The sequence below is a fragment of the Aliiroseovarius subalbicans genome (genome assembly GCF_022678625.1).
GTDB lineage: Bacteria > Pseudomonadota > Alphaproteobacteria > Rhodobacterales > Rhodobacteraceae > Aliiroseovarius_A > Aliiroseovarius_A subalbicans.
In genome coordinates this window covers 937,116-958,212 of sequence record NZ_JALBYQ010000001.1, presented here as the reverse complement: position 1 = coordinate 958,212, position 21,097 = coordinate 937,116, and the positions used below count along the sequence as shown (strand labels likewise).

The 21,097-nt window shown below is 63.4% G+C and carries 19 protein-coding genes; 4 read left to right on the top strand and 15 right to left on the bottom strand.

Annotation, left to right across the window (positions count from 1 at the left end):
- Positions 1-30 precede the first annotated feature (30 nt).
- Both MN188_RS04715 and MN188_RS04710 read right to left on the bottom strand, forming a co-directional pair.
- Positions 31-3,840, bottom strand: a complete 3,810-nt coding sequence (locus MN188_RS04715; protein WP_242106439.1) for an efflux RND transporter permease subunit — start codon at positions 3,838-3,840, stop codon at positions 31-33.
- Complete coding sequence (locus MN188_RS04710; RefSeq protein WP_242106438.1) at positions 3,837-5,063, bottom strand: efflux RND transporter periplasmic adaptor subunit; 1,227 nt, start codon at positions 5,061-5,063, stop codon at positions 3,837-3,839. The genes MN188_RS04715 and MN188_RS04710 overlap by 4 nt, the downstream gene beginning before the upstream one ends.
- 207 nt (positions 5,064-5,270) lie before the next feature.
- Here MN188_RS04710 and MN188_RS04705 point away from each other — a divergent pair, with 207 nt between their 5' ends.
- From MN188_RS04705 to der, 3 genes are read left to right on the top strand one after another with little or no spacing between them, the layout of a single operon-like run.
- Positions 5,271-5,906, top strand: coding sequence for a hypothetical protein (locus tag MN188_RS04705; protein WP_242106437.1), 636 nt, complete (start codon positions 5,271-5,273; stop codon positions 5,904-5,906).
- Positions 5,907-5,946: 40 nt separating this feature from the next.
- Complete coding sequence (locus MN188_RS04700) at positions 5,947-7,293, top strand: outer membrane protein assembly factor BamB family protein (protein WP_242106436.1); 1,347 nt, start codon at positions 5,947-5,949, stop codon at positions 7,291-7,293.
- A gap of 48 nt (positions 7,294-7,341) precedes the next feature.
- Positions 7,342-8,802 carry a ribosome biogenesis GTPase Der gene (der, locus tag MN188_RS04695; protein ID WP_242106435.1) on the top strand — a complete coding sequence of 487 codons (1,461 nt, stop codon included), beginning with the start codon at positions 7,342-7,344 and terminating at the stop codon, positions 8,800-8,802.
- 54 nt (positions 8,803-8,856) lie between these two features.
- On the opposite strand, the gene MN188_RS04690 is transcribed toward der, so the two are convergent.
- From MN188_RS04690 to MN188_RS04670, 5 genes are all read right to left on the bottom strand, one after another.
- Positions 8,857-10,008, bottom strand: coding sequence for a peptidoglycan DD-metalloendopeptidase family protein (locus MN188_RS04690; protein ID WP_242106434.1), 1,152 nt, complete (start codon positions 10,006-10,008; stop codon positions 8,857-8,859).
- Positions 10,009-10,096: 88 nt separating this feature from the next.
- Positions 10,097-10,750 (bottom strand): protein-L-isoaspartate(D-aspartate) O-methyltransferase, encoded by a 654-nt coding sequence (locus MN188_RS04685; protein ID WP_242106433.1) that lies wholly within the window; start codon positions 10,748-10,750, stop codon positions 10,097-10,099.
- Positions 10,747-11,532, bottom strand: a complete 786-nt coding sequence (gene surE / locus MN188_RS04680; protein ID WP_242106432.1) for a 5'/3'-nucleotidase SurE — start codon at positions 11,530-11,532, stop codon at positions 10,747-10,749. Before surE ends, MN188_RS04685 begins: the two co-directional genes overlap by 4 nt.
- A gap of 96 nt (positions 11,533-11,628) precedes the next feature.
- A complete protein-coding gene (locus tag MN188_RS04675; protein ID WP_242106431.1) occupies positions 11,629-12,282 on the bottom strand; it encodes an SDR family NAD(P)-dependent oxidoreductase in 654 nt (217 codons plus the stop codon).
- Between the two features lie 53 nt (positions 12,283-12,335).
- The gene (locus MN188_RS04670) at positions 12,336-12,602 is read right to left on the bottom strand and encodes a hypothetical protein (protein ID WP_242106430.1); all 267 of its coding nucleotides are present in this window, start codon (positions 12,600-12,602) and stop codon (positions 12,336-12,338) included.
- 291 nt (positions 12,603-12,893) lie between these two features.
- Between MN188_RS04670 and MN188_RS04665 the strand changes: the two genes are divergently transcribed.
- Positions 12,894-13,526, top strand: a complete 633-nt coding sequence (locus tag MN188_RS04665) for an NADase-type glycan-binding domain-containing protein (RefSeq protein WP_242106429.1) — start codon at positions 12,894-12,896, stop codon at positions 13,524-13,526.
- Positions 13,527-13,530: 4 nt separating this feature from the next.
- On the opposite strand, the gene purF is transcribed toward MN188_RS04665, so the two are convergent.
- From purF to alr, 8 genes are all read right to left on the bottom strand, one after another.
- Positions 13,531-14,982, bottom strand: a complete 1,452-nt coding sequence (gene purF / locus MN188_RS04660; protein ID WP_242106428.1) for an amidophosphoribosyltransferase — start codon at positions 14,980-14,982, stop codon at positions 13,531-13,533.
- A gap of 261 nt (positions 14,983-15,243) precedes the next feature.
- A complete protein-coding gene (locus MN188_RS04655) occupies positions 15,244-15,807 on the bottom strand; it encodes a CvpA family protein (protein ID WP_242106427.1) in 564 nt (187 codons plus the stop codon).
- Positions 15,808-15,835: 28 nt separating this feature from the next.
- Complete coding sequence (gene radA / locus MN188_RS04650; protein WP_242106426.1) at positions 15,836-17,200, bottom strand: DNA repair protein RadA; 1,365 nt, start codon at positions 17,198-17,200, stop codon at positions 15,836-15,838.
- 106 nt (positions 17,201-17,306) lie between these two features.
- Complete coding sequence (locus MN188_RS04645; RefSeq protein WP_242106425.1) at positions 17,307-17,738, bottom strand: paraquat-inducible protein A; 432 nt, start codon at positions 17,736-17,738, stop codon at positions 17,307-17,309.
- Positions 17,739-17,900: 162 nt separating this feature from the next.
- Entirely contained in the window at positions 17,901-18,359 is a 459-nt protein-coding gene (locus MN188_RS17735; protein WP_353890416.1) for a GFA family protein, read from the bottom strand.
- Between the two features lie 76 nt (positions 18,360-18,435).
- Positions 18,436-19,182 carry an ABC transporter ATP-binding protein gene (locus MN188_RS04640; protein WP_242106424.1) on the bottom strand — a complete coding sequence of 249 codons (747 nt, stop codon included), beginning with the start codon at positions 19,180-19,182 and terminating at the stop codon, positions 18,436-18,438.
- Positions 19,179-19,961, bottom strand: coding sequence for an MlaE family ABC transporter permease (locus tag MN188_RS04635; protein WP_420838962.1), 783 nt, complete (start codon positions 19,959-19,961; stop codon positions 19,179-19,181). The genes MN188_RS04640 and MN188_RS04635 overlap by 4 nt, the downstream gene beginning before the upstream one ends.
- Positions 19,958-21,007, bottom strand: a complete 1,050-nt coding sequence (gene alr / locus MN188_RS04630; protein WP_242106423.1) for an alanine racemase — start codon at positions 21,005-21,007, stop codon at positions 19,958-19,960. Before alr ends, MN188_RS04635 begins: the two co-directional genes overlap by 4 nt.
- Positions 21,008-21,097 lie beyond the last annotated feature (90 nt).

Here is a 21,097-nt window from a genome sequence, read left to right as displayed (position 1 = left end):
CGAAATCTTTTAAAGATTTCGGGTCGCGCTTTACTCGGCAGCTTTCATCGGTGTGCCATCGGGGGCAGGGGGTGTGACCTCGTCGGACGTCTCTTTATCCGCGTCGGGCGGCTCCAACCCGCTTTGCTCCACTACCGTCTGGATGTCCTCCGCTGCGGGGGGGTGATCCCCTTCTGCGGCGTCCACCTCATCCTCGTCGTCGTCCATATCCCAGACCAGATCGCCCAGCTTTTGACGCTTGGCGGCGCGGGCCAGGGCCCAGTCCTGGGCGGCCCGCGACGAGCGGCCCATCGACAGTTTTGCCAGCAGTTGCGACAGCCAGCCCGCATAGGTGACCAGCCAGATCCGCAGGGCCAGCATCGAGGGCGTGAAGACCAGCGTCAGCACTGTGGCAATGCCCAGGCCGAACACCACCGCCGTCGCCAGCTGTTTCCACCACAGCGCGGTCGGCGCGTCGATGGAATAACCGCCGTTGAAGAAATCCAGCGACAGGCCGAACATCATCGGCGCAAGGCCCGCCATCGTGGTGATGGTGGTCAGCAGCACCGGGCGAATGCGTGCCTCGGCGGTGCGGGTGATCGCCTCGATCTTCGGCATATAGCGCGAATAATCCTGGTAGGTGTCGATCAGAACGATGTTGTTGTTCACCACGATCCCCGCCAGCGCCACGATCCCGGTCCCGGTCATGATGATCGAGAACGGCTGCTGCATCACCAGCATGCCGACCAGCACGCCTGCCGTGGACAGAACCACGGCCAGCAGCACCAGCACCGAGTTGTAGAGCGAGTTGAACTGCGCCAGCAGGATGATGAACATCAAAAACAGCGCACCGACAAAGGCCTGGCTGAGGAAGGCCATTGATTCCGCCTGTTCCTCGGCATCCCCGGTCCATTCATAGCTGACACCGTCAGGCAGAACGTCGGTCTCCAACCACGTGGTCAGGTCCTCGATCCGTTCGTTCGCGGTGACCGGCACGCGGGTCAGGCCCGTGCCGTCGTCGCTGGCCATGATCGCGTCGGCCTCGGCTGCGGGCAGGACACGGGCAACGCCGTCTTCGTCCACCAGCTTGATCAGTCCCGCGTCCACCGCCGCTTTCACGTCGTAATATCGGCTTTGGTCCACCCGGTCGATCTGCGCCAGGCTGGGCACCGGTGAACGGGTGACGAAGTTCGACAGCGGCACCAGCCCCGCTTGCGTGCGCAGTTTCAGCGCATCCAGCGTCGACAGCACCCGGTCCTCGACCGGCAGGCGCACGCGGATCTCGATCTCTTCGTCCGAGCTGTCGACCCGCATCGTGTCGAGCAGCAGGCCCGTGGTCACAAGCTGCACCATGCCGCCCACGGTGGCCACGTCGGTGCCATAACGCCCGGCCTTTTGCACGTCCACGTCCAGCTGCCAGTCGATGCCGGGCAGGGGGCGGGTGTCTTCGATGGCGGACAGGCCCGGCGTGACCTGGAACTTTGCGTCGGCGATGGCGGCGGCCTGGGCCAGCACGGTCAGGTCGTCGCCCTTCAGGCGCAGGTGCACCGGTTTGGCCGAGGCAGGGCCGCCCTCCAGTGGCAGCACTTCGAAGCGCACGCCGGGCAGGTGGGCCAGCGACGCCTTCAGGTTTTCAATCACCACATCCCCGTCATATTCCGGGTTCAGCCGGGTGCGGGTGAAGGGGATGAAGCCCAACAGCTTCACGTCGTATTCCTCGCGCGGACGATCGCGCCAGGCGACCATTTCGATCTGCACCTGACCCACGGTGTCGCGCGGGCCCGAGGCACCGCCGGTGTTCTGGTTCAAGCCTCCGGCGCCAGCAAAGGAAAATACGCTTTCAATACCGGTTGTGCCACGGGCCGCGGATTCGACCATGCGCACAAGGTCGTCTTTTTCCTCGATCGACAGATTGCCACGGGCACGGACATAGATGATCGCCTGTTCCGGTTCGGTTTCGGCAAAGAATTCGACACCCAGGTTGCGCTGACCATAGATTGTGAAAGTCGTCATCACGAACATCATCACCGCGCCAATGGACACCAGCGGCATGATCGGATTGCCCGCGATCAGGTGGATCACCCAGCCGAACGGCGTGCGGCGGTATCCGGCCTTGATCGCGCGCGGTTTGCGTTCGATCCGCGCGGCGGCAAGGGTGATCGAGGTCAACGTGGCCCCGATCAGGAACAGCACGACCCCGGGCAGGATCGCCATCAAACCGGTCGCCCGCGCCGCGCCCTCGGTGGCGGGGATCAGGTAGTTCGGGTTCAGAATCTGCATCGCGGCCAGGAACACCAGATAGGCGGACGGGACCACCAGGGCGGCGCGCACAAGCCAGGGCAGCGGGCGCAGCATCTGGCTGACCCCGTCGAACATGCGGCTGATCCGCCCCGATACACCGCCCATCACCGGCAGGTACACCAGCGCCACCAGAAGGGACGCCGACAGCACATAGATCAGCGTCTTGGGCAACCAGCCCATGAATTCACCCGGAATGCCGGGCCAGAACAGCATCGGAAGGAAGGCGCACAGCGTGGTGGCGGTGGAGCTGACGATCGGCCAGAACATGCGTTTCGCAGCGGCGGTGAAGGCATGCATCGGCCCCACGCCTTCGCGCATCCGCTTGTCGGCATATTCCACCACGACGATGGCGCCATCGACCAGCATGCCTACGGCCAGGATCAGGCCGAACATCACGATGTTGGAAATGGTCACGTCCAGCGCACCAAAAAGGGCGAAGGTCAAGAGGAACGAGGTCGGAATGGCAAAACCCACCAAGAGCGCCGAGCGGATGCCGAGGGAGGCCAGCACCACGATCATGACCAGCGCAATCGCGGTGATCACCGAACCTTCCAGCTGGCGCACCATGCTGTCGACCACATAGCTTTGGTCATTCGAGGTGCCCACGGTCACAGCCTGACGCAGCTCGGGTGGCCAGGAGGCGGCCTCTTCGGCCACGGCGGCGCGCACGGTGGCGGCGGTGTCGATCAGGTTGAAGCCCTTGCGCTTGACCACCTGCAACGCCACGGTGGTTTCACCGTTGAACCGCGCGGTGCCCTGGCGGTCTTCGAACGTCAGGCGGATCGTCGCCAGATCACCCAGCGTCACGACGCTGTCACCGTTTACCTTCACCGGCAAGCCGTAGATGTCCGACACATCGTCGAAGGACGATGGGATTTTCACCGACGTTGCGCCCGACGCGGTCGTGACCTCACCTGCTGCGATCAGCTGGTTGTTGTTGCGCACGACCGAGATCAATTCGCCCGCGGTGACGTTGTAAGCCTCAAGTTTCAGAGGGTCGATCACGACCTCCAGCATCTCTTCGCGGTAGCCCGCAAGCGACGCCTCCAGCACTGCGTCAATGCCCTCAAGCCGGTCCTGCAAACCGTTCGCCAGATGCACAAGCGTGCGTTCGGGCACGTTGCCGGTCAGGTTCACAATGACGATGGGGAATTCCGAGAAATTGATCTCGTTCACCGAATAGGCGTCGGCGCCTTCGGGAAATTGCTCCTGCGCCGAGTTCATTGCGTCCCGCACATCGGCGATCACGGCGGATTTATCCCAGCCGAACTCGAACTCCATCGCCACGCCGGCATAGTTTTCCGCAGCCGTGCCCGACAGGGTCTTGAGCCCGTCGATATCGGCCAGTTCGGTCTCCATCGTGCGCACCAGAAGCCGTTCACTGTCCTGCGCCGAGATGCCAGGGAAAGGAACCGAGACGAACAGGGCGGGAATGTCGATGTCGGGCTCACCTTCCTTGGGAAGGCTGACATAGGCCACGATCCCCGACATGATCGACAGGAAAATGAAGGCCACAACCATACGGGCCCGTTCGGCGGCCCAGTCGATGATCTGGATCATGCGTCGGGCTCCCGGTAAGTGACGTCAACCGCGACCCCGTCGGCCACGTATTCCTGGCCCAGCACGATGATGTCGGCCTGGTCGGGCAGACCCGCAACCCAGACGCCGTCGACCGTGTCACGGATCATGTCGACCGCGACGAACATCGCCTTGCCGTCCTGCGCGATGCGCAGGCCCAGGGTGCCGTCGTCCGACAGGGTCAGCGACGATTGTGGCACCAGATGCGCCATGCGCCCATCCGCGGCGATGATGATTTCGGCGGTCTGACCATCGCGGATTGCAAGGTCAGCATTCGCCACTTCGACCTCGACCCGGAAGGTGCGGGTGGTCGCGTCGGCCGAGCGTGACAGGAAGCGCACGATGCCCTGCACCTCTTTGCCATTGGCCAGGCGGGCGCCGGCCGGAACGCCAGTTTTGACCTTATCGACCTCCAGTTCGGGCACGAAACCGATCAACTTGATCGGGTCAAGCTGCACGATGGTGGCGCACAGCGCGCCGGGTTGCAGCAGGCTGCCCAGCTCGGCGGTGTCGGTCTCCAGGTGGCCGGCAAAGGGCGCGGTGATCGACAGGCGCTCGATTTCGCGGCTGGCGGCGGCCACGCCGGCCTCGGCGGATTGAATCGCCGCCTCGGTGGAGGAGGTGCCGGCTTTCGCGCCGATCAACCCTGCGCGGGCGGCTTCGACCCCGGCCTTGGCGCTGGCCAGCCGGGTTTCGGTGGCAAACCCACCCTCAGAAAGCTTCTCGGCTGCGTTAAGGTTGATCAGGGCTTCGTCCAGCCGGGCCTGGGCTTCGATCACGCGGGCCTCGATCTGGGGCAGGTTGGCGTTTGCCTCGGCCAGCCGGGCCTTTGCCTCGGCCAGCGACGCCTCGCGGGTTCCCGGGTCGATCTGGCACATGACCTGACCCGCCTCGACAAAGGCCCCTTTGCGCAGCGGGGGGGACACGACCTGGCCCGAAGTTTCGGCCTGAAGCGCCACTTGGCGCGCGGCTTCGGTGCGACCGCGCACCAGAACCGCGCTGTCGATCCGCTGGACCTGAGATTTCAGCGCGATGACCGACACACCGGTGGCCTCAGGGGTGTCGTCAACGGGTGCGTCATCAACTTCGGCGATGGCGGAGGGCTCTTCGCCACGGGCGAAGTTCAACAAGCTGTCGCGCTGAAAAATAGCTAAAAACAGGACCGCGACCACCAAAAGGGCCGTAAGGATAGGTACTAGTCGCATGGGGCTCCCCAAAATGTCGCCGCGGGTGAAGTCGAATTGCTCTCTGAAATAGGGTTTTCCCCCCTGATCCACAAGCCACCTGCTGCCCTTAATACGGCTCTGTTTCGTTTTGGTTCACTCGCGGCCTTGCGTCGGACGCAAGCGCCCCTTGGCATTGCCGTTAGGTTCGGGGTAAGGAGGGGGAAATTCCTGGGCGAGGGCGATGCGGTGAGCAATCAAGACAGTTTCATTGACGAGGTGACCGAAGAGGTCCGCCGCGACCACCTTTTCAAACTGATGCGCCGCTATGGCTGGATTGGCATCGCCTTGGTGGTATTGCTGGTGGGCGGGGCAGCCTGGAACGAATGGCGCAAGGCCAGTGACCGCGCAAGCGCGCAGGCACTTGGCGATTCCATTCTGACCGCGATGAGCGAAAATGAGGCTGCCGATCGCGCCACCGGACTACAGGGCATTGCGGCCGAGGGCGACGCCCAGGCGGTTCTGGGGCTCTTGATCGCGGCTGAGGCACAGGGGGCCGACGCGGCCAGCGCGCTGCAAGCGGTGGCCGACAACGCCACGCTTCCCAGGCTTTACCGTGATCTGGCCACGCTGAAACTGGCGCTCCTGCCAGGTCGAACTGCCGATGAGCGCGTCTTGTTGCTTGAACCGCTGACCGCAGCGGGCGCGCCGTTCCGGGTTCTGGCCGAGGAACAGATCGCCATCGCTGAGGTGGAACAGGGCAATCCCGAAGCGGCCATGACCCGCTTGCAAGCGCTTTTGATTGACGACGAGGCATCGGAGCCCTTGCGCCGCCGCGCGTCTCAGTTGATTGTGGCGCTGGGGGGCACTCCCGCAGGGGCCTGAAGGCTCGGGTCGGGGTAATAGAGAAAGAGGGGGCAACGTCGTGAAACTGAGCCAGAGCGCCGGAATTCTGATCCTGCTGGGCCTGTTGGCCTCTTGCAGCTCCCGTGAGGTGATCCTTGAGGGCCTGCGGGAAGACCTGCGCAGTCCAAACCCTCAGACCCAAGAGGGCGACGCGACCGAGGTAGAGGCCACGCCGGACGAGCCGGAAAACCAAAACCAGTCGCTGCCAATCGTGCTTCCGGCCACAGTGAACCATGCCGCCTGGACCCATCTGGGTGGCAGCCCGTCGCACCGGGTTCAGCATCCCGCCTTGTCCGCAACCCCCCAGGTGATCTGGAGCGCCGGCATCGGTCAAGGCAACAGCCGCAAACACCGGATCACTGCAGACCCGATCCTGGCCGATGGCCGGATCTTCACCCTGGACAGCCGCGCGCGGGTCACCGCGACCTCGACCGCAGGTGCAACGCTGTGGAGCGCGGACCTGACCCCGCCGCGTGAAGGCGCAGACAGCGCCTCGGGCGGCGGCCTGGCCTTTGGCGACGGCACCCTGGTGGCGACCAGTGGCTTTGGCACTGTTACCGCCATGGACCCGACAACCGGTGCCGTGAAATGGAGCCAGAAGGTCGAGGCCCCTGTCACCAGCGCCCCTGCCGTGGTGGACGGAATGGTCTATGTCTCGGCCCGTGACAACCGCGGCTGGGGGATCGACCTGAAAGACGGCCGGGTGAAATGGCAATTGGCCAGCACCCCTGAAATCACCGGCGTTGTCGGCGCGGGCAGCCCGGCGGTCACGGACCGGCTGGCCCTGTTCCCCTTTGCCACCGGGGAAGTCATGGCGACGCTGCGCAAGGCCGGTGTGCGGGTCTGGTCCAGCTTGGTCAGCGGCGAACGTCGCGGCCGCGCCTATACCGCTGTGTCCGACTTCACCGGTGATCCAGTGGTCGCGGGCGACGTGATCTATGCTGGCACCACCGCCGGTCGCCTGGCTGCTATCTCGCAAAGCGGCACAAGACTGTGGACCGCGAAAGAGGGCGCGATCAGCGCGGTCTGGGCCACAGGCGGTTCGGTCTTCCTGGTCTCGGACGAAGCAAATCTGGTGCGGCTGGACGCTGAGACCGGCGCGCGTATCTGGGCTGTGGAACTGCCATATTACACCAAGGAACGTGTGCGCCGCCGCAAGGCAATTGCCGCCAATTTCGGCCCGGTGCTGGCCGGTGGAAAGCTGTGGGTCGCCTCGTCCGACGGGCAGATGCGCGGATTCAATCCCGAAGACGGCGCGTTGGTTGCCAACGTGGCCATCCCCGGCGGCGCGGCCACCCGGCCCATCGTCGTGTCGGGTGTGGCTTACATCGTCACCCAGAACGGTCAACTTCTGGCTTTACGCTAAGGCCAAAACCCGTGTATGCGGGGCGCTTGACGACACCCGGAGAGCGACATGAGCTTTACCCTTGCCATCGTGGGGCGCCCGAATGTGGGCAAATCCACCCTGTTCAACCGCCTGGTTGGCAAACGCCTGGCCCTGGTCGACGACCAGCCTGGCGTCACGCGTGACCTGCGCGAGGGCGAGGCACGCCTGGGCGACCTGCGGTTCACAGTGGTCGACACCGCCGGGCTTGAGGAAGCCACCGACGAAAGTCTTCAGGGCCGGATGCGCCGCCTGACCGAACGCGCGGTGGAAATGGCCGATGCCTGCCTGTTCATCATCGACGCGCGTGCAGGTGTTCTGCCCGCCGATGAGATCTTTGCCGACATCCTGCGCAAGAAGAACGCCCACGTGATCCTGGCCGCCAACAAGGCCGAGGGCAAAGCCGCTGACGCGGGCGTGCTGGAGGCCTATGCGCTTGGTTTGGGCGAACCGCTGCGTCTGTCGGCTGAGCATGGCGAAGGCATGGGCGAGCTGATGCACATGCTGGCCCCGATCGCGAAAGAGTTTGAGCAACGCGCTGCCGCCGACGCGCCGGACACCGATGTCACGGTCGAAGACGGCGACCCCGATGCACCCCGTGTGCCGACCAATGCGAAACCCTTGCAGGTGGCCGTCGTAGGCCGCCCGAACGCGGGAAAATCGACCCTGATCAACCAGTTGCTGGGCGAAGACCGCCTTTTGACCGGGCCTGAGGCCGGCATCACCCGCGATGCGATTTCGCTGCGGTTCGATTGGGGGGGCACGCCCACCCGGATTTTCGACACCGCCGGGATGCGCAAAAAAGCCAAGGTTCAGGAAAAGCTGGAAAAGCTCTCCGTCTCGGACGGTTTGCGCGCGGTGAAATTTGCCGAAGTGGTCGTGGTGCTTCTGGATGCCGCCATTCCGTTCGAGCAACAGGATCTGCGCATTGCCGACCTGGCTGAACGCGAAGGCCGCGCGGTGGTTGTCGCGGTGAACAAATGGGACGCGGAACCTGAAAAACAGGCGAAGCTGAAAGAGCTGAAAGAGGCATTCAACCGGTTGTTGCCGCAGTTGCGCGGTGCACCACTGGTGACAATCTCGGCCAAAACCGGCAAAGGGATGGACCGGTTGCATCAGGCGGTGATGAAGGCGCATGACGTCTGGAACCGCCGCGTGTCCACCGCGCGTCTGAACAACTGGCTGGCGGAAATGGTGTCGCAACACCCGCCGCCCGCACCGGGTGGGCGCCGCATCCGCTTGCGCTATATGACCCAGGTAAAGACCCGCCCGCCGGGCTTTGTCGTCATGTGCTCGTTGCCCGACAAACTGCCGGCCAGCTATACGCGGTATCTGGTGAACGGATTGCGCGAGGATTTCGACATGCCGGGCACGCCGATCCGCCTGACGATGCGCAGCCAGGCGGACCAGAACCCATACAAGAACAAGAAAAAGTCCACCCCCAGCCGATTGCGCAAGCACCTGGGCAAAGGTGGGGCCGACGACAAATGAAAAAACCCGCGCTGACTGCGCGGGTTTTTATTTCAGGTCAGGGGCTTACTGGGATCAGTTCAGGTAAGGCATCGGGTCGACCGAGGTCGTGCCTTCACGCACCTGGAAATGCAGGAAGGCGGGTTCCCCGGCGCGCACCGTTGCGATTTTCTGTCCACGTTTGACCGTGTCACCCTTTTTCACCGCGATGTTGTCGATGTTGGCATAGACGGTCAGCACGTTGTTCGGGTGGCGGATCACAAGGATTGGCACCTGGTCGGTGTCGCGGGTGATCGCGGCCACGGTGCCGTTTGCGGCGGCATTCACACGGGTTCCTGCACTGGCGGAAATATCGATCCCGTCCGTCTTGCCCTTGGCGAAGGCGCGAATGATCTTGCCCGCCACCGGCAGGGCCATGCGCGAAGCCGACGCGGCAGTGCGGGTGCCGGCCAGATCGGGGCTGTCGGGCTTGTCCGGGGATGTTGCGGCCGCGGCGGGGACTTCATCAGGAAGGGGTTTGGCCGCCGAGGGCGGGGTGGGCGTTGTCGAGCCCTGACCGGGTGTCGAGACCGCCGCTTGGCGCGGCTGCTCCTCGGCTTTGACCGGGATCAGCAGGTATTGCCCTTCGCGCACGGTCAGGGCGGCGCCCAGCCCGTTCCAATCGGCAAGCGCGCGCACCGACACGCCGTAAAGCCGTGCGATGGAATACGCGGTTTCGCCGCGGGCCACTTGGTGGCGCACCGGCTCTTCGCCGGTCTGCACAGCGGGCTGCGTGGCAGACGGGCTACCGGCGCGGTCAATGGCGTCGCCAGCCAGCGTGGTAATGTCGATCGTATCAGCGGGCTGGATCGGTCCGGTGGCGGTTTCCGAAACCCGGCGGGGCAGGGCGACCAACTCGTTCTTGCGCAGGGCCGCGTCGGTCGGGATGCCGTTGAACCGGGCGAGGTCCGCCGCGGGAACGCCTATCCGCGCAGCCAGGCTGGCCAGTGTGTCACCACGGCGCGCCACGGCAACCTGGTAGTTCGGATAGGAAATGATTCCACGCGCATCTGGGCGCGGACGTTCGGCGGTGACGGTTTGGGTCGCTTGGCTGGTGTTGAACCCGTCACCGAACCGGCGCATGTCCAGGTCGAACCCGGTCTCACAGGCGCTCAGCAGGATCAACGCCGAGCCCATGAGCGTCAGGCGCAGGGACAGGGGGCGGGAATTGGGGGTCGGGAAAGGCATGGCTCGGTCCTCACATTCGTGCGCCCCTGTTGCCGAGGCTGTCACATTCATCATTCACGCGTCGCGCTTATCACGCTTTTAACGCGGTTTACTCATCCTGCCCCAACCCTTCAAGAAGGGGCACAAAACGCACCGGCAGAAGCTCTTCATAGTCGTATCCCGTGTCGTGGCGCGTTACCTTGATCAGGCTCTGCACCGCGTCCGACTGGCCGACCGGCACAACCATGATACCGCCAATGGCCAGCTGCGCCAAGAGGGGGCCGGGCGGGTCCTCGGCGGCGGCGGTGACGATGATCTTGTCGAACGGGGCCTGTTCAGGCAATCCGCGCGATCCGTCCCCGGTCATCGTGGTGATATTGTGCATGTCGTTGTTTTCGAACAATAACCGCGCCTCGCGCACAAGGCGGCGGTGGCGGTCGATCGTATAGACCCGGCGCGCCAGTTTGGACAGGATCGCGGCCTGGTAGCCCGATCCGGTGCCGATCTCCAACACTTTGTCGCGCGGCTGCACATCCAACGCCTGAGTCATCAGCCCCACCACAGAGGGCTGCGAAATGGTCTGACCACAGGCGATTGGCAGCGGCATGTCCTCATAAGCGCGTTCGGAAAACAGCCCCTTCACAAAAGGCGCGCGGTCGACGGCCTCCATCGCGCCCAGCACTTTTGGATCTGTCACCCCGTGCGAGCGTAGGGCGAAGAGAAACTGCATCTTGCGTTCCGCGTCTGTCACCGCCTCGCTCATTCGAAGATCGCGTCCAGTTTGGGCAGGGCGTCATGGGCGGTCAGATCCGCGCGCATAGGGGTGATCGAGCTATAGCCTGCCAGGTTCGCCGCCGCGTCGCTCCCTTCAGCCGTCGGTTCGTGCTGCGGCCCGCCCTTGATCCACAGGAACTTGCGCCCCGAAGGCGCTGTGTGCGGCTCGACCCCGAAAAAGGTGTTGGGTCGCCAACCCTGCCGTGTCACTCGCGCGCCCTTGACGTCGGCGGCGGCGTGGGGCGGGAAATTCACGTTGTAAAACAGGCGGTAGTCAGCGCCGTGCTCCCAGGGAGCCTGATCCAAAAGCTTGCGCACGATCCCCGCGCCATGGGCCACGGCGGCCTCGAACGGGTCGTCCAGGCTGGCATTGCCCGGCCCGAAATACTGCGACATGGCGATCGCCGGGATGTTCTGCAGCGCGGCCTCCATCGCCGCCCCGATGGTGCCGGAGTAAAGCGTGTTCTCGGCCGCGTTGTTGCCGCGGTTCACCCCAGACAGCACCAGATCGGGCCGTTCGGGCATCACGTCATAGACCGCCGCCAACACGCAATCGGCGGGGCTGCCCTCGGCGGCAAAACGGCGTTCGCCCTGCTTGGCGACCATGAAGGGATGGGTATAGCTGATGCAATGGCCGACGCCTGATTGCTCAAACGCAGGCGCCACGGTCCAGATCTCGCCCTCGGGGCCGGCGATCTGTTCGGCAATGGCCTGGGCCACCACAAGCCCTGGGGCGTTTATACCATCGTCATTGGTAAGAAGAATGCGCATGGGGCCGCCTTTGACTGCTACGCCCCCTCAATAGGCGAGTGCTGCGCGTGCGGCAAGGCAGCTTGAGCGGTTTGCAGGGGGGAAGGGCGGAGCGCGTCAGATCGCGAGATCGGTAAGAATGCGTGCAGCTTCGTCTGCCGGTGCCGCCAGCGGCGCGCGGTTTTCGCCCGGGAAGAAGCGCGAGCGCATCGCGGTGGCCAGCGGTTTGGGCTCGGCAATGACCACGCGCGGGCCGATCCGGGCGTTCTCGGCCGCCCAGCTGCGCACCAGGGCCATTTGCGCGGCCTTGCTGGCGCCATAGCCGGCAAAGAACGGTTCACCAGCGTGGTCATCGTGGAAAAACAGCGCCGTGCTCTCGTCGGTCATCAGCGCGTTCACCATGTGGATCAACACGCGTGTGGCTTCGACATTTGTCGTCCAGGCGCGGGTCCAGCCCTTGTCGTCCAGATCCGAGGTCGGCATCAGGGCCGGGCCATAGATCGCGGTATGCGCCCAAAGGTCCAGATTGCCCCAGCGGTCAAAGATCGATCGGCACAGATGCGCCATCGCGCCCTTATCGGTCACGTCCAGCGGTGCCAGCGTGGCCGAGCCGCCTGCGGCCTGGATCCGGTCGTCCAGCTCCTCCAGCGCGCCGGTGGTGCGCCCAACGGCAATGATGTGGTGGGTCGGAGCCAAGGCTTCGGCCAATGCGGCGCCCAGACCGCGCGAGGCGCCGGTGATCAGGGCGGTTTTCTGTGTCTCGACTGTCATGGCGCGGGTTTGCGGCAACTTGCCCGGTGCGTCAAGCATGAAGGTGGCGGGGGTTAGGAGCTGGGCACAGTCAGGGTCTCGCTATGACCGCGCCTGAGCAGGGTCAATCGCCCGGTTTCAATATTTTGAACCTTACCCCCGTCCAGCCGGTCGCCGGTGGCGAGTTTGACGATTTTCCCGCCCGACAGACGCACAAGTGCGCTCATCGCGCCGTCCGGTCCGGCGGTGCCGATCAACAGCGTGCGACCCGACGACAGATCGGCCGGTTTGGTTGCCTCGTCGGCGACGTTTTTCGGTGTTTCCTGGGCTGCGTTGCTCATTTTGCGCCTGTCCTGACCGTTGCGTGAGGGCGGGCGGGTATCAGCCTCGTACCGAGAAGAAAAGCGTGCCCGGATGTGTGTGCACGCGGTGGGCGGGGTTTCGCCGCATTGCAGCGCAACCGGCGTCATGTTGCCAAGTGTCGCCTGTGAGGCAGGTCAAGGAAGCCGCCGACGACCTGCGGTAGAATGCAGGCAAACGAAGGCGTTGTGCGGGACCGCTGTGCCAACCACGCCAACAATGCAAAAGTTGGGCCGTGGTGCATTCGGTGGCGTGAGCGTAGAGGGAAAGACGTGACAAGAACACAGCGAAGAGCCTTTGCAATCGTGCTGGCCAGCGCGCTTGCGGTTTCCACGTCGGTCGAGGCTGACACCTGCGCCACGATGGGCGCGACCCAGTTCGTGGATGCGGTGACCTATTGTGCCACCTCGGTGTTGCCGGGGCAGGCTGGCAATGACTATGGCCCGGAAAACCTGTTTGATGGCAATCCCGACAGCGCTTGGTGCGAAGGCGTTGACGGCGTCGGTGTGGGCGAGGTGATCACGCTGAGCTTCGGCGGGTCGCCGCCGTTCAGCCGGCTGATTTTCATGAACGGCTATGGCAAATCTGAAACGGCGTATTTCAACAACGCCCGCCCACGCCGGATCGAGATCGTGACCGACACCGCGCTGCGCGAGGTTGTTCAGTTGCCTGATCATCCGCTGGAAAGCCACGTCGATCTGGCGCGACTTTTGAACCACCGGCACGTGCAGATCACCATTCTGGATGTCTATCCAGGCTCGAAATTCAGCGACACCTGCTTGGGCTATGTTGGGGCGGATTTCGAGTGGAGCGAAGAGTTGGACCAGACGATGCCGCCTGCAACGCCTGCGCCTGACGCGGTGCCCCGGGCACCGGAACACATTCTTGATCTGCCGGACAGTTGACGCCTTATTCGGCCGCCTGCATCTCAAATCCCTTTTCGATCATGTCGGCGGGGGCCACGGGGTATTCGCCCGAGAAGCAGGCGTCGCAGTATTGCGGGCAGGCGGCGTCACGCCCCTTTGCCTCGCCGACAGCGCGGTACAGCCCGTCGAGCGAGATGAACTTGAGGCTGTCCACCGCCAGATGCGCGCGCATCTCTTCTTCGCTCATCGTGGCTGCCAGCAGCTTTTCGCGCTGCGGCGTGTCGACGCCATAGAAACATGGCCAGGCCGTGGGGGGCGACGCAATGCGGAAATGCACTTCGGCCGCGCCCGCGTCCAGGATCATTTCCTTGATCTTGCGGCTGGTGGTGCCGCGCACCACGCTGTCATCAACCAGGATCACCCGCTTGCCCTTGATCAGCGCGCGGTTCACGTTCAGCTTCAGGCGCACGCCCATGTTTCGGATGTGCTCGGTTGGCTCGATGAAGGTGCGGCCCATGTATTGGTTGCGGATGATACCCATCGCATAGGGAATGCCGCTTTCCTGGCTGAAGCCGATCGCTGCGGGCGTGCCTGAGTCGGGCACCGGGCAGACCAGGTCGGCCTCGACCGGGTTTTCACGCGCAAGTTCAACGCCGATCTGGCGGCGGGTTTCATAGACGCTGCGCCCGCCGATGATGCTGTCGGGGCGCGAGAAATAGACATGTTCGAAGATGCAGAACCGCGACGGGGTCTTGCGGAAGGGATAGTGGCTTTCCACCCCCTTGTCGGTGATCACAACCATTTCGCCCGGTTCAACGTCGCGCACGAATTGTGCACCGATGATGTCAAGTGCACAGGTTTCTGAGCTGAGCACCCAGCCGTCGCCAAGCTGCCCCAGAACCAAGGGGCGCACGCCCAGTGGGTCGCGCACGCCGATCAGCTTGGTGCGCGTCATGGCGACGACGGAAAATGCGCCCTCGACCCGACGCAGCGCGTCTTCCATCCGCTCGGGGATGTTGCGTTGCAGGCTGCGCGCCATCAGGTGGATGATGCATTCGCTGTCCGAGGAGCTTTGGAAGATCGAACCGCGCTCGATCAGTTCTTTGCGCAAGGCATTGGCGTTGGTGATGTTGCCGTTGTGGGCGATCGCGGCCCCGCCCATGGAAAATTCGCCGAAAAACGGCTGCACGTCGCGGATCACGGCGCCCTTCGAGCCGGCGGTGGAATAGCGCACGTGGCCGATGCCCAGGGGCCCGGGCAGGGTTTCCATCAGTTTCTGAGACGTGAAATTGTCCCGCACATAGCCGAAACGCCGCGCCGAGTTGAAGCCATGTTCCGGGTCATGGGTGACGATGCCGCCGGCTTCCTGTCCCCGGTGCTGCAACGCGTGCAGGCCAAGCGCCACGAAATTCGCAGCATCCGCCAGGCCGATCACGCCGAAAACGCCGCATTCCTCCTTCAGCTTGTCATCGTCGAAGGGGTGGGCAGGGGGCATGGCAGGCAGCATGGGCAGCAGCTCCGAATCCGGGATCTTGGATGGCCCTGTCTTAGTCGCTCGGCGGCGCTGTGTCACCAGCCGATCAGGGGGGATGCGTGGTTTTGGCTCAGATGGCCGCGTAAAGCGGCTGTTACACCCAAGCTTTGGACAAAACGGACGCCAAGGGCCGCGTCACACAGGCGGGCGTGGCTGGTAAAATCAGGGATTGGCGAGGCGCCCATCGTTTCAGAGGCGCCACGCAAGGCTGCGGGGCAGGGGTCAGTTGGCGCCCGCGCTGCAGGCGCCAACCAGTGCCTCATAGCGTTCGACGATCCAGCCGGGTGCGTCGGCGGGGATCTGGTCGTTGATGCGGTCCTGAGTGCGGGCAAACACCTTCGCGGTGCGGGAATCATCCACCATCGGGATCGTGTCCGTGGTCACCACGCGGTCGTAGATCACCAAAGCGATGGCGACCAAAAGCACGCCGCGCGCGACGCCGAAGATAAAGCCAAGCGCCTGGTCAACCCCGCCAAGGGCCGAACGTTGCACTGCCGAGGCAAAAAGTGGTGTGAAGATCGACACAACCACAAGCGCCAGCGCGAACACGGCGGCAAAGGAGGCGATCATCGACAATTCGCAACTGTCGGCGATAAAATCACGCAGGACCGGGATCTGTTCGATCAAAGGCCGCGCCTTGGGGGCAAACATGTAGGCCAGGATCGCCGCGACGATCCAGCCGGCAATTGACATGCCTTCTCGCACGAAACCGCGCGAATAGGCCAGGATTGCCGATACCAGGATAACAACAGCCACGACGCCATCGATGATTGTGAACGCTTCCATTCTTGCCCTCTGAGCCTTCTCTAGCGGTTCATCCCGCGCCGAATATCTCGCCCGCAAAGCCCACAAGGTCGGGCATTTTCTGGACCTTCAGCCCCGATTTGGAGCCAAGTTTGCTCTGCGCCGGTGCGATTGCCGCTGAGAAACCAAGTTTTTGGGCTTCTTTCAAGCGGTTTTCCGTTTGCCCCACCGGGCGCAATGCCCCTGATAGGCTGATTTCGCCGAAAACCACAGTGTCTTTCGGGATCGCCGCATCCTCGCGCGCAGAAAGTAGCGCCGCCGCAACAGCCAGATCCGCGGCCGGTTCGGTGATCTTCATCCCACCCGCGACGTTAAGGTAGACATCCAAGCCCGTGAAAGGAATGCCACATCGTGCCTCAAGAACGGCCAGGATCATCGCCAGGCGCCCGCTGTCCCAGCCCAAGACCGAGCGGCGCGGCTGCGAATGCGGGCTGGGGGCGACCAGTGCCTGAAGCTCGACCAGAACCGGGCGGGTGCCCTCAATCCCGGCGAAGACGACGCTGCCGGGGGCCGGGTCTTCGCGGTCAGACAGGAACAGGGCCGAGGGGTTCAACACCTCGGCCAGCCCGGTGCCGGTCATCTCAAACACGCCGATTTCGTCGGCTGGTCCAAAGCGGTTCTTCACCGCGCGCAGGATGCGAAACTGGTGGCCGCGTTCGCCTTCGAAATAGAGCACGGTGTCGACCATGTGTTCGACCACACGCGGGCCGGCGATCTGACCATCCTTGGTGACGTGGCCGACCAGAACCACGGATATCCCGCGCCGTTTGGCGAAGGTCGTCAACTCATGCGCCGCGGCGCGCACCTGGCTGACGCTGCCGGGTGCGCTTTCCACGTTGTCGGCCCACATGGTCTGGATCGAATCGATGATGACAAGGTCGGGTTTTTCGGCGTCCAACGTGGTCAGAATGTCGCGCAGGTTGGTCTCGGCGGCCAGCTTTACGGGTGCCTTTTCCAGCCCCAGCCGTTGCGCGCGCATGCGCACTTGTGCCGTGGCTTCTTCGCCCGAGACATAGATGGTTTTCAACCCGCGATGGGCAAATTGCGCGGCGGCCTGCAACAGCAGGGTGGATTTGCCGATGCCCGGATCACCGCCTACCAGAATGGCTGAGGACGGCACCAGCCCACCGCCAAGCACCCGGTCGAGCTCAGCCACGCCAGAGATCGTGCGCTGCGGCGGCGCTTCTTCGGTCGCCAGATCTGTCAGGACCATATTGGCGCCGCGCTTGCCGCCCAGGCTTTTCGAGGCTGGCCCAGCGGACAGGGGTGCCTCTTCGACGATGGAATTCCAGGCGCCACAGGCCTCACAGCGCCCCGACCATTTGGTATGGGCCGCGCCGCAGGCGTTACAGGTGAAAGAATTGGTCTTTGCCATCCGGCTGTTGTGCCTCAATCCTGAGAGCGTCGCAAGAACGTGGGTGTTTGTGATGCGCTTTCTTGCATAGAAAACGAATTGAAAGCCTTGAGGATCTTCCGGCCCGTTAGCGCCGTTTCACAGTCAGGTGGCTGATGGCTAGCGAAGCCAGAATGCAGCCGGTGAACAGATATAGCCCCCAGGCGGTTTCGACCTTGGCCATGCCCACGCCTTTGAACACAACAATGTAGAGCGCGATCAGGAACACGTCGGCCATCGCCAGTTTGCCCAGAACGTTCAGCACCGGCAGCACCCGGCGGCGCAGCATGCCAAAATGGATCAAGCCCAGGCCGATCGTCTTGAGATAAGGCGAAAAGATAGCAAAAAACGTGACCAGCAGCGCCAACGCCACGTCGGTTTCCCACAGGCTTTGCAGACCCGAGATCACGCTGATCTCGCTCAGCCCGAACAGGGGCAGGGCGATCCCCGCGCGCATCAGGGGCGCGAACCAGGCGACGGGGAATAGGATCAGAAGAGTGAGGTTGGCATATTTCAACATGCCCGAGACCTACCGAGATTTCGGCACCTTGCCAATATGGGAACCGTCACGACGCCTGCCGACCACACTTATCTTGTATTCCGAAGGTTCCTTTGGTGCCGAAACGGGATTTACTTTCCCATTCTCAATTCTTCAAGCCGCGCCAATTCGGAACACATTAGACTATCTAACGGAACGCCCCGTTGCCAAAAGGACTCCAAGAAATGGCATGGTCAATCCAGCGTAAGTAGCCATGGCACCCGCGTATTTCGGGACATCGTCGTCAATATCTTTGGTTCGCGTCCGATAGTAGATGTCGCAGTTGACCGGGGGCAATTCCAGCCCTGACACCGAAAGAGCGGGCACCATCGACAAGGCCCCGAAAAAGTGTGCAAGCACCGGGGCGTCGCAGGTTTTGCAAAGGCCTCGGATCAGAGGCGACGGGCGCTTGGTGTGAACCCATTTGATCTTGTCGCTGTCGTCAATTCGAACCTGGCCTCTTCGGAAAACCAAAGCATCCGCATAAGATGATTTGTAAACACTCTGGCACTTTGTGCAGTGGCAGCGAAACCGGGCCCTCGGTTTAATCGAAAACCGTGCGGTGGTTTGTCCGCATTTACAGCGGGTTTCAAAATCCGTCATGATGCGAGGATCGTTTGACACGTGTTCCCAAGTCAAGGGCGGCTTTGTTTGCGACGCGGAAGGTGGGTCAACCCGTTCAGCGCACAGCCTCGATCGGCCCGTCGGCGCTGCCGTTGATGAATTGCGCCACATAGGGGTCGCCGCTGGCATCCAGGTCGGCCACCGGGCCGGTCCACTGGATCACGCCTTCGTGCAGCATCGCCACCTTGTCGGAAATGGCACGGACCGAGGACATGTCATGGGTGATCGTCATCGCGGTCGCGCCCATTTCCACAACGATTTCGCGGATCAATTCGTTGATCACGCCGGCCATGATCGGGTCGAGCCCGGTGGTGGGTTCGTCGAAGAAGATGATCTCGGGCTCCGCGGCGATGGCACGGGCCAGGCCCACGCGTTTCTGCATACCGCCTGACAGCTCGGCCGGGAAAAGGTCGGCCACGTCGGGTTTCAGCCCCACACGACGTAGTTTTTCGATCGCAATCTCACGGGCTTCGTCACGGGGGCGCGCCAGCGACCCGCGCAGCAAGCGAAAGGCGACGTTTTGCCAAACTGGAAGGCTGTCAAACAGCGCACCGCCCTGAAACAGCATGCCAAAACGGGCCAGGAAGGCGTCGCGCTCGGCGCGGGCCACGTCTTCGCCGTCCAGCAGGATCGTGCCCGCGTCCGGTGTCATCAAGCCCAGCACACATTTCAAAAGCACGGATTTTCCGGTGCCCGAGCCGCCGATCACCACCATGCTTTCGCCACGCGGGATGGTCAGGTTGACCCCTTGCAGAACCTTCTTGGCACCGAACCCTTTATGGACCTCGCGAAGCTCGATCATGACGAGAAGAACATGTTGGTGAGCAGGAAGTTGGCGGCCAGGATCAGGATCGCCGCCGCCTCGACCGAGGATTTGGTGGCGCGTCCCACGCCTTGTGCCCCGCGACCCGAATTCATGCCATGATAGCAGCCCATCACGGCGGCGATGAAGCCGAACACGGCGCCTTTCACAAGTGACGACACCACGTCGGGCGTTTCCAGGAAATCCCAAGTGTTCTGGATATAAGTGCCGGGGGCAAAGCCAAGCTGCCCGGTGCCGACCAGAAACCCGCCCCAGATGCCGATGATGTCACCGATGCCGACCAGCACCGGCACGGTGATCACGGCGGCCAGAACCCGCGGCGCGGTCAGGTATTTCATGGGGTGGGTGGACAGGGTGACCAGCGCATCGATCTGTTCGGTCACCTTCATTGTCGCGATCTCGGCGGCGATCGAGGAGGTGACGCGCGCGGCGATCATCAGGCCGACCAGAACCGGGCCCAATTCGCGCACCATGCCAATGGCGACGATCTGCGGCACCACGGCCTCAGCACTGAAACGTTGGCCGCCGGCATAGATTTGCAACGCCAGCGCGCCGCCGGTGAAAATGGCGGTGAGGCCCACGACGGGCAAGCTGAACCAGCCGATATTCAACAAAGCCGTGCCAAATTCGCGCGGATAGAACGGCGGGCGCAGGATGTGGCTGAGCGCCGACAAGGCAAACAGCGTCACGCGCCCGATGGTCGCCAGAAGCGCCAGCGTCGACCGGCCGATGGCCGCCAGAGGCGTGGTCAGGATCACGAGCGCCCCCGCGCGTAGTGACGGGTATAGCGCAGGCCAAGCTGGGTCAGGATCTCATACCCGATCGTGCCGGCAACCTGGGCCAGGTCGTCCACGCTTTGATGCGGTCCAAGGATGGTCAGCGCTTTGGGGGTTTCGCCCAGGTGGGTCACGTCGACACCGATCAGGTCCATCGACACGCGGCCCACAATGGGGCAGGGCGTGTCGTCGTGAAACAGCACCGCCTGGTTCGAGATATGGCGTTGCAGACCGTCCGCATAACCGCCCGACAGGGTGGCGATGCGCGCGGGTTTCTCGGCGACCCAGCTGTTGGCATAGCCGACGCTTTCACCGGCGGCGACGTCGCGGATCTGCACCACAGGCAGGTCAAGGAAGGTCACCATGCGCGCGTCTTCAAACGGCAGACCGCCATAGAGGCCAATACCGGGACGGGTCAGGTCAAAGTGGTACTCCGGCCCCAGAAGAATACCCCCGGTCGCCGCCAGAGAGCGTGGTGCCTCGATCCCATCGGTCATTGCGTGAAAGGCGGCCAGCTGCTGCGCATTCATTGCGTGCTCGGGTTCATCGGCGCAGGCTAGGTGGCTCATTACCACGGTCGGGCCCTGGGCCAATGCGATGGGGGCGATGGCCTCCCACTCCCCCGGTTCCATGCCCAATCGGTTCATTCCGGTGTCGAGCTGGATGCCGAACGGGTGGCCTGGCAGGGCTTCGAAATGACGGGTCAGCTGGTCCAGTGAGTTCAGCATGGGCACAAGGTTCAGGTCGTGGATCATGTCGGTGTCGCCCGACATGTGGCCCGAAAACACGCTGATTTCGGGGCCGGGACCCAGGGCGTCGCGCAAGGCGGCACCTTCCTCGGACATCGCCACGAAAAAGCGCCGCGCGCCAGCTGCGGCAAGCGCGCGGCCCACCTTGGCCACACCCAGCCCATAGCCGTCAGCTTTCACCACCGCCGCCGTCTGAACGGAAGCGTCACTCATGCCATCCAGTGCGCGCCAGTTCGCGGCCAGCGCGTCCAGATCAATCGTCAAACGTCCTGTACTCATGCGGGGGTTTTTGACGTGCCGGGGGCCAAGGTCAAGGGAAATTGCAGTTCAGGCGAACGGGTGCCGTTTTCTTTCAAAGAAAACGGTCCG

Coding starts and splice junctions, on each gene's coding strand:
- MN188_RS04715 (WP_242106439.1), bottom strand. CDS start 3,840: ATGATCCAGATCATCGACTGGGCCGCCGAACGGGCCCGTATGGTTGTG.
- MN188_RS04710 (WP_242106438.1), bottom strand. CDS start 5,063: ATGCGACTAGTACCTATCCTTACGGCCCTTTTGGTGGTCGCGGTCCTG.
- der (WP_242106435.1), top strand. CDS start 7,342: ATGAGCTTTACCCTTGCCATCGTGGGGCGCCCGAATGTGGGCAAATCC.
- MN188_RS04690 (WP_242106434.1), bottom strand. CDS start 10,008: ATGCCTTTCCCGACCCCCAATTCCCGCCCCCTGTCCCTGCGCCTGACG.
- MN188_RS04685 (WP_242106433.1), bottom strand. CDS start 10,750: ATGAGCGAGGCGGTGACAGACGCGGAACGCAAGATGCAGTTTCTCTTC.
- surE (WP_242106432.1), bottom strand. CDS start 11,532: ATGCGCATTCTTCTTACCAATGACGATGGTATAAACGCCCCAGGGCTT.
- MN188_RS04675 (WP_242106431.1), bottom strand. CDS start 12,282: ATGACAGTCGAGACACAGAAAACCGCCCTGATCACCGGCGCCTCGCGC.
- MN188_RS04670 (WP_242106430.1), bottom strand. CDS start 12,602: ATGAGCAACGCAGCCCAGGAAACACCGAAAAACGTCGCCGACGAGGCA.
- purF (WP_242106428.1), bottom strand. CDS start 14,982: ATGCCCCCTGCCCACCCCTTCGACGATGACAAGCTGAAGGAGGAATGC.
- MN188_RS04655 (WP_242106427.1), bottom strand. CDS start 15,807: ATGGAAGCGTTCACAATCATCGATGGCGTCGTGGCTGTTGTTATCCTG.
- radA (WP_242106426.1), bottom strand. CDS start 17,200: ATGGCAAAGACCAATTCTTTCACCTGTAACGCCTGCGGCGCGGCCCAT.
- MN188_RS04645 (WP_242106425.1), bottom strand. CDS start 17,738: ATGTTGAAATATGCCAACCTCACTCTTCTGATCCTATTCCCCGTCGCC.
- MN188_RS17735 (WP_353890416.1), bottom strand. CDS start 18,359: ATGACGGATTTTGAAACCCGCTGTAAATGCGGACAAACCACCGCACGG.
- MN188_RS04640 (WP_242106424.1), bottom strand. CDS start 19,182: ATGATCGAGCTTCGCGAGGTCCATAAAGGGTTCGGTGCCAAGAAGGTT.
- alr (WP_242106423.1), bottom strand. CDS start 21,007: ATGAGTACAGGACGTTTGACGATTGATCTGGACGCGCTGGCCGCGAAC.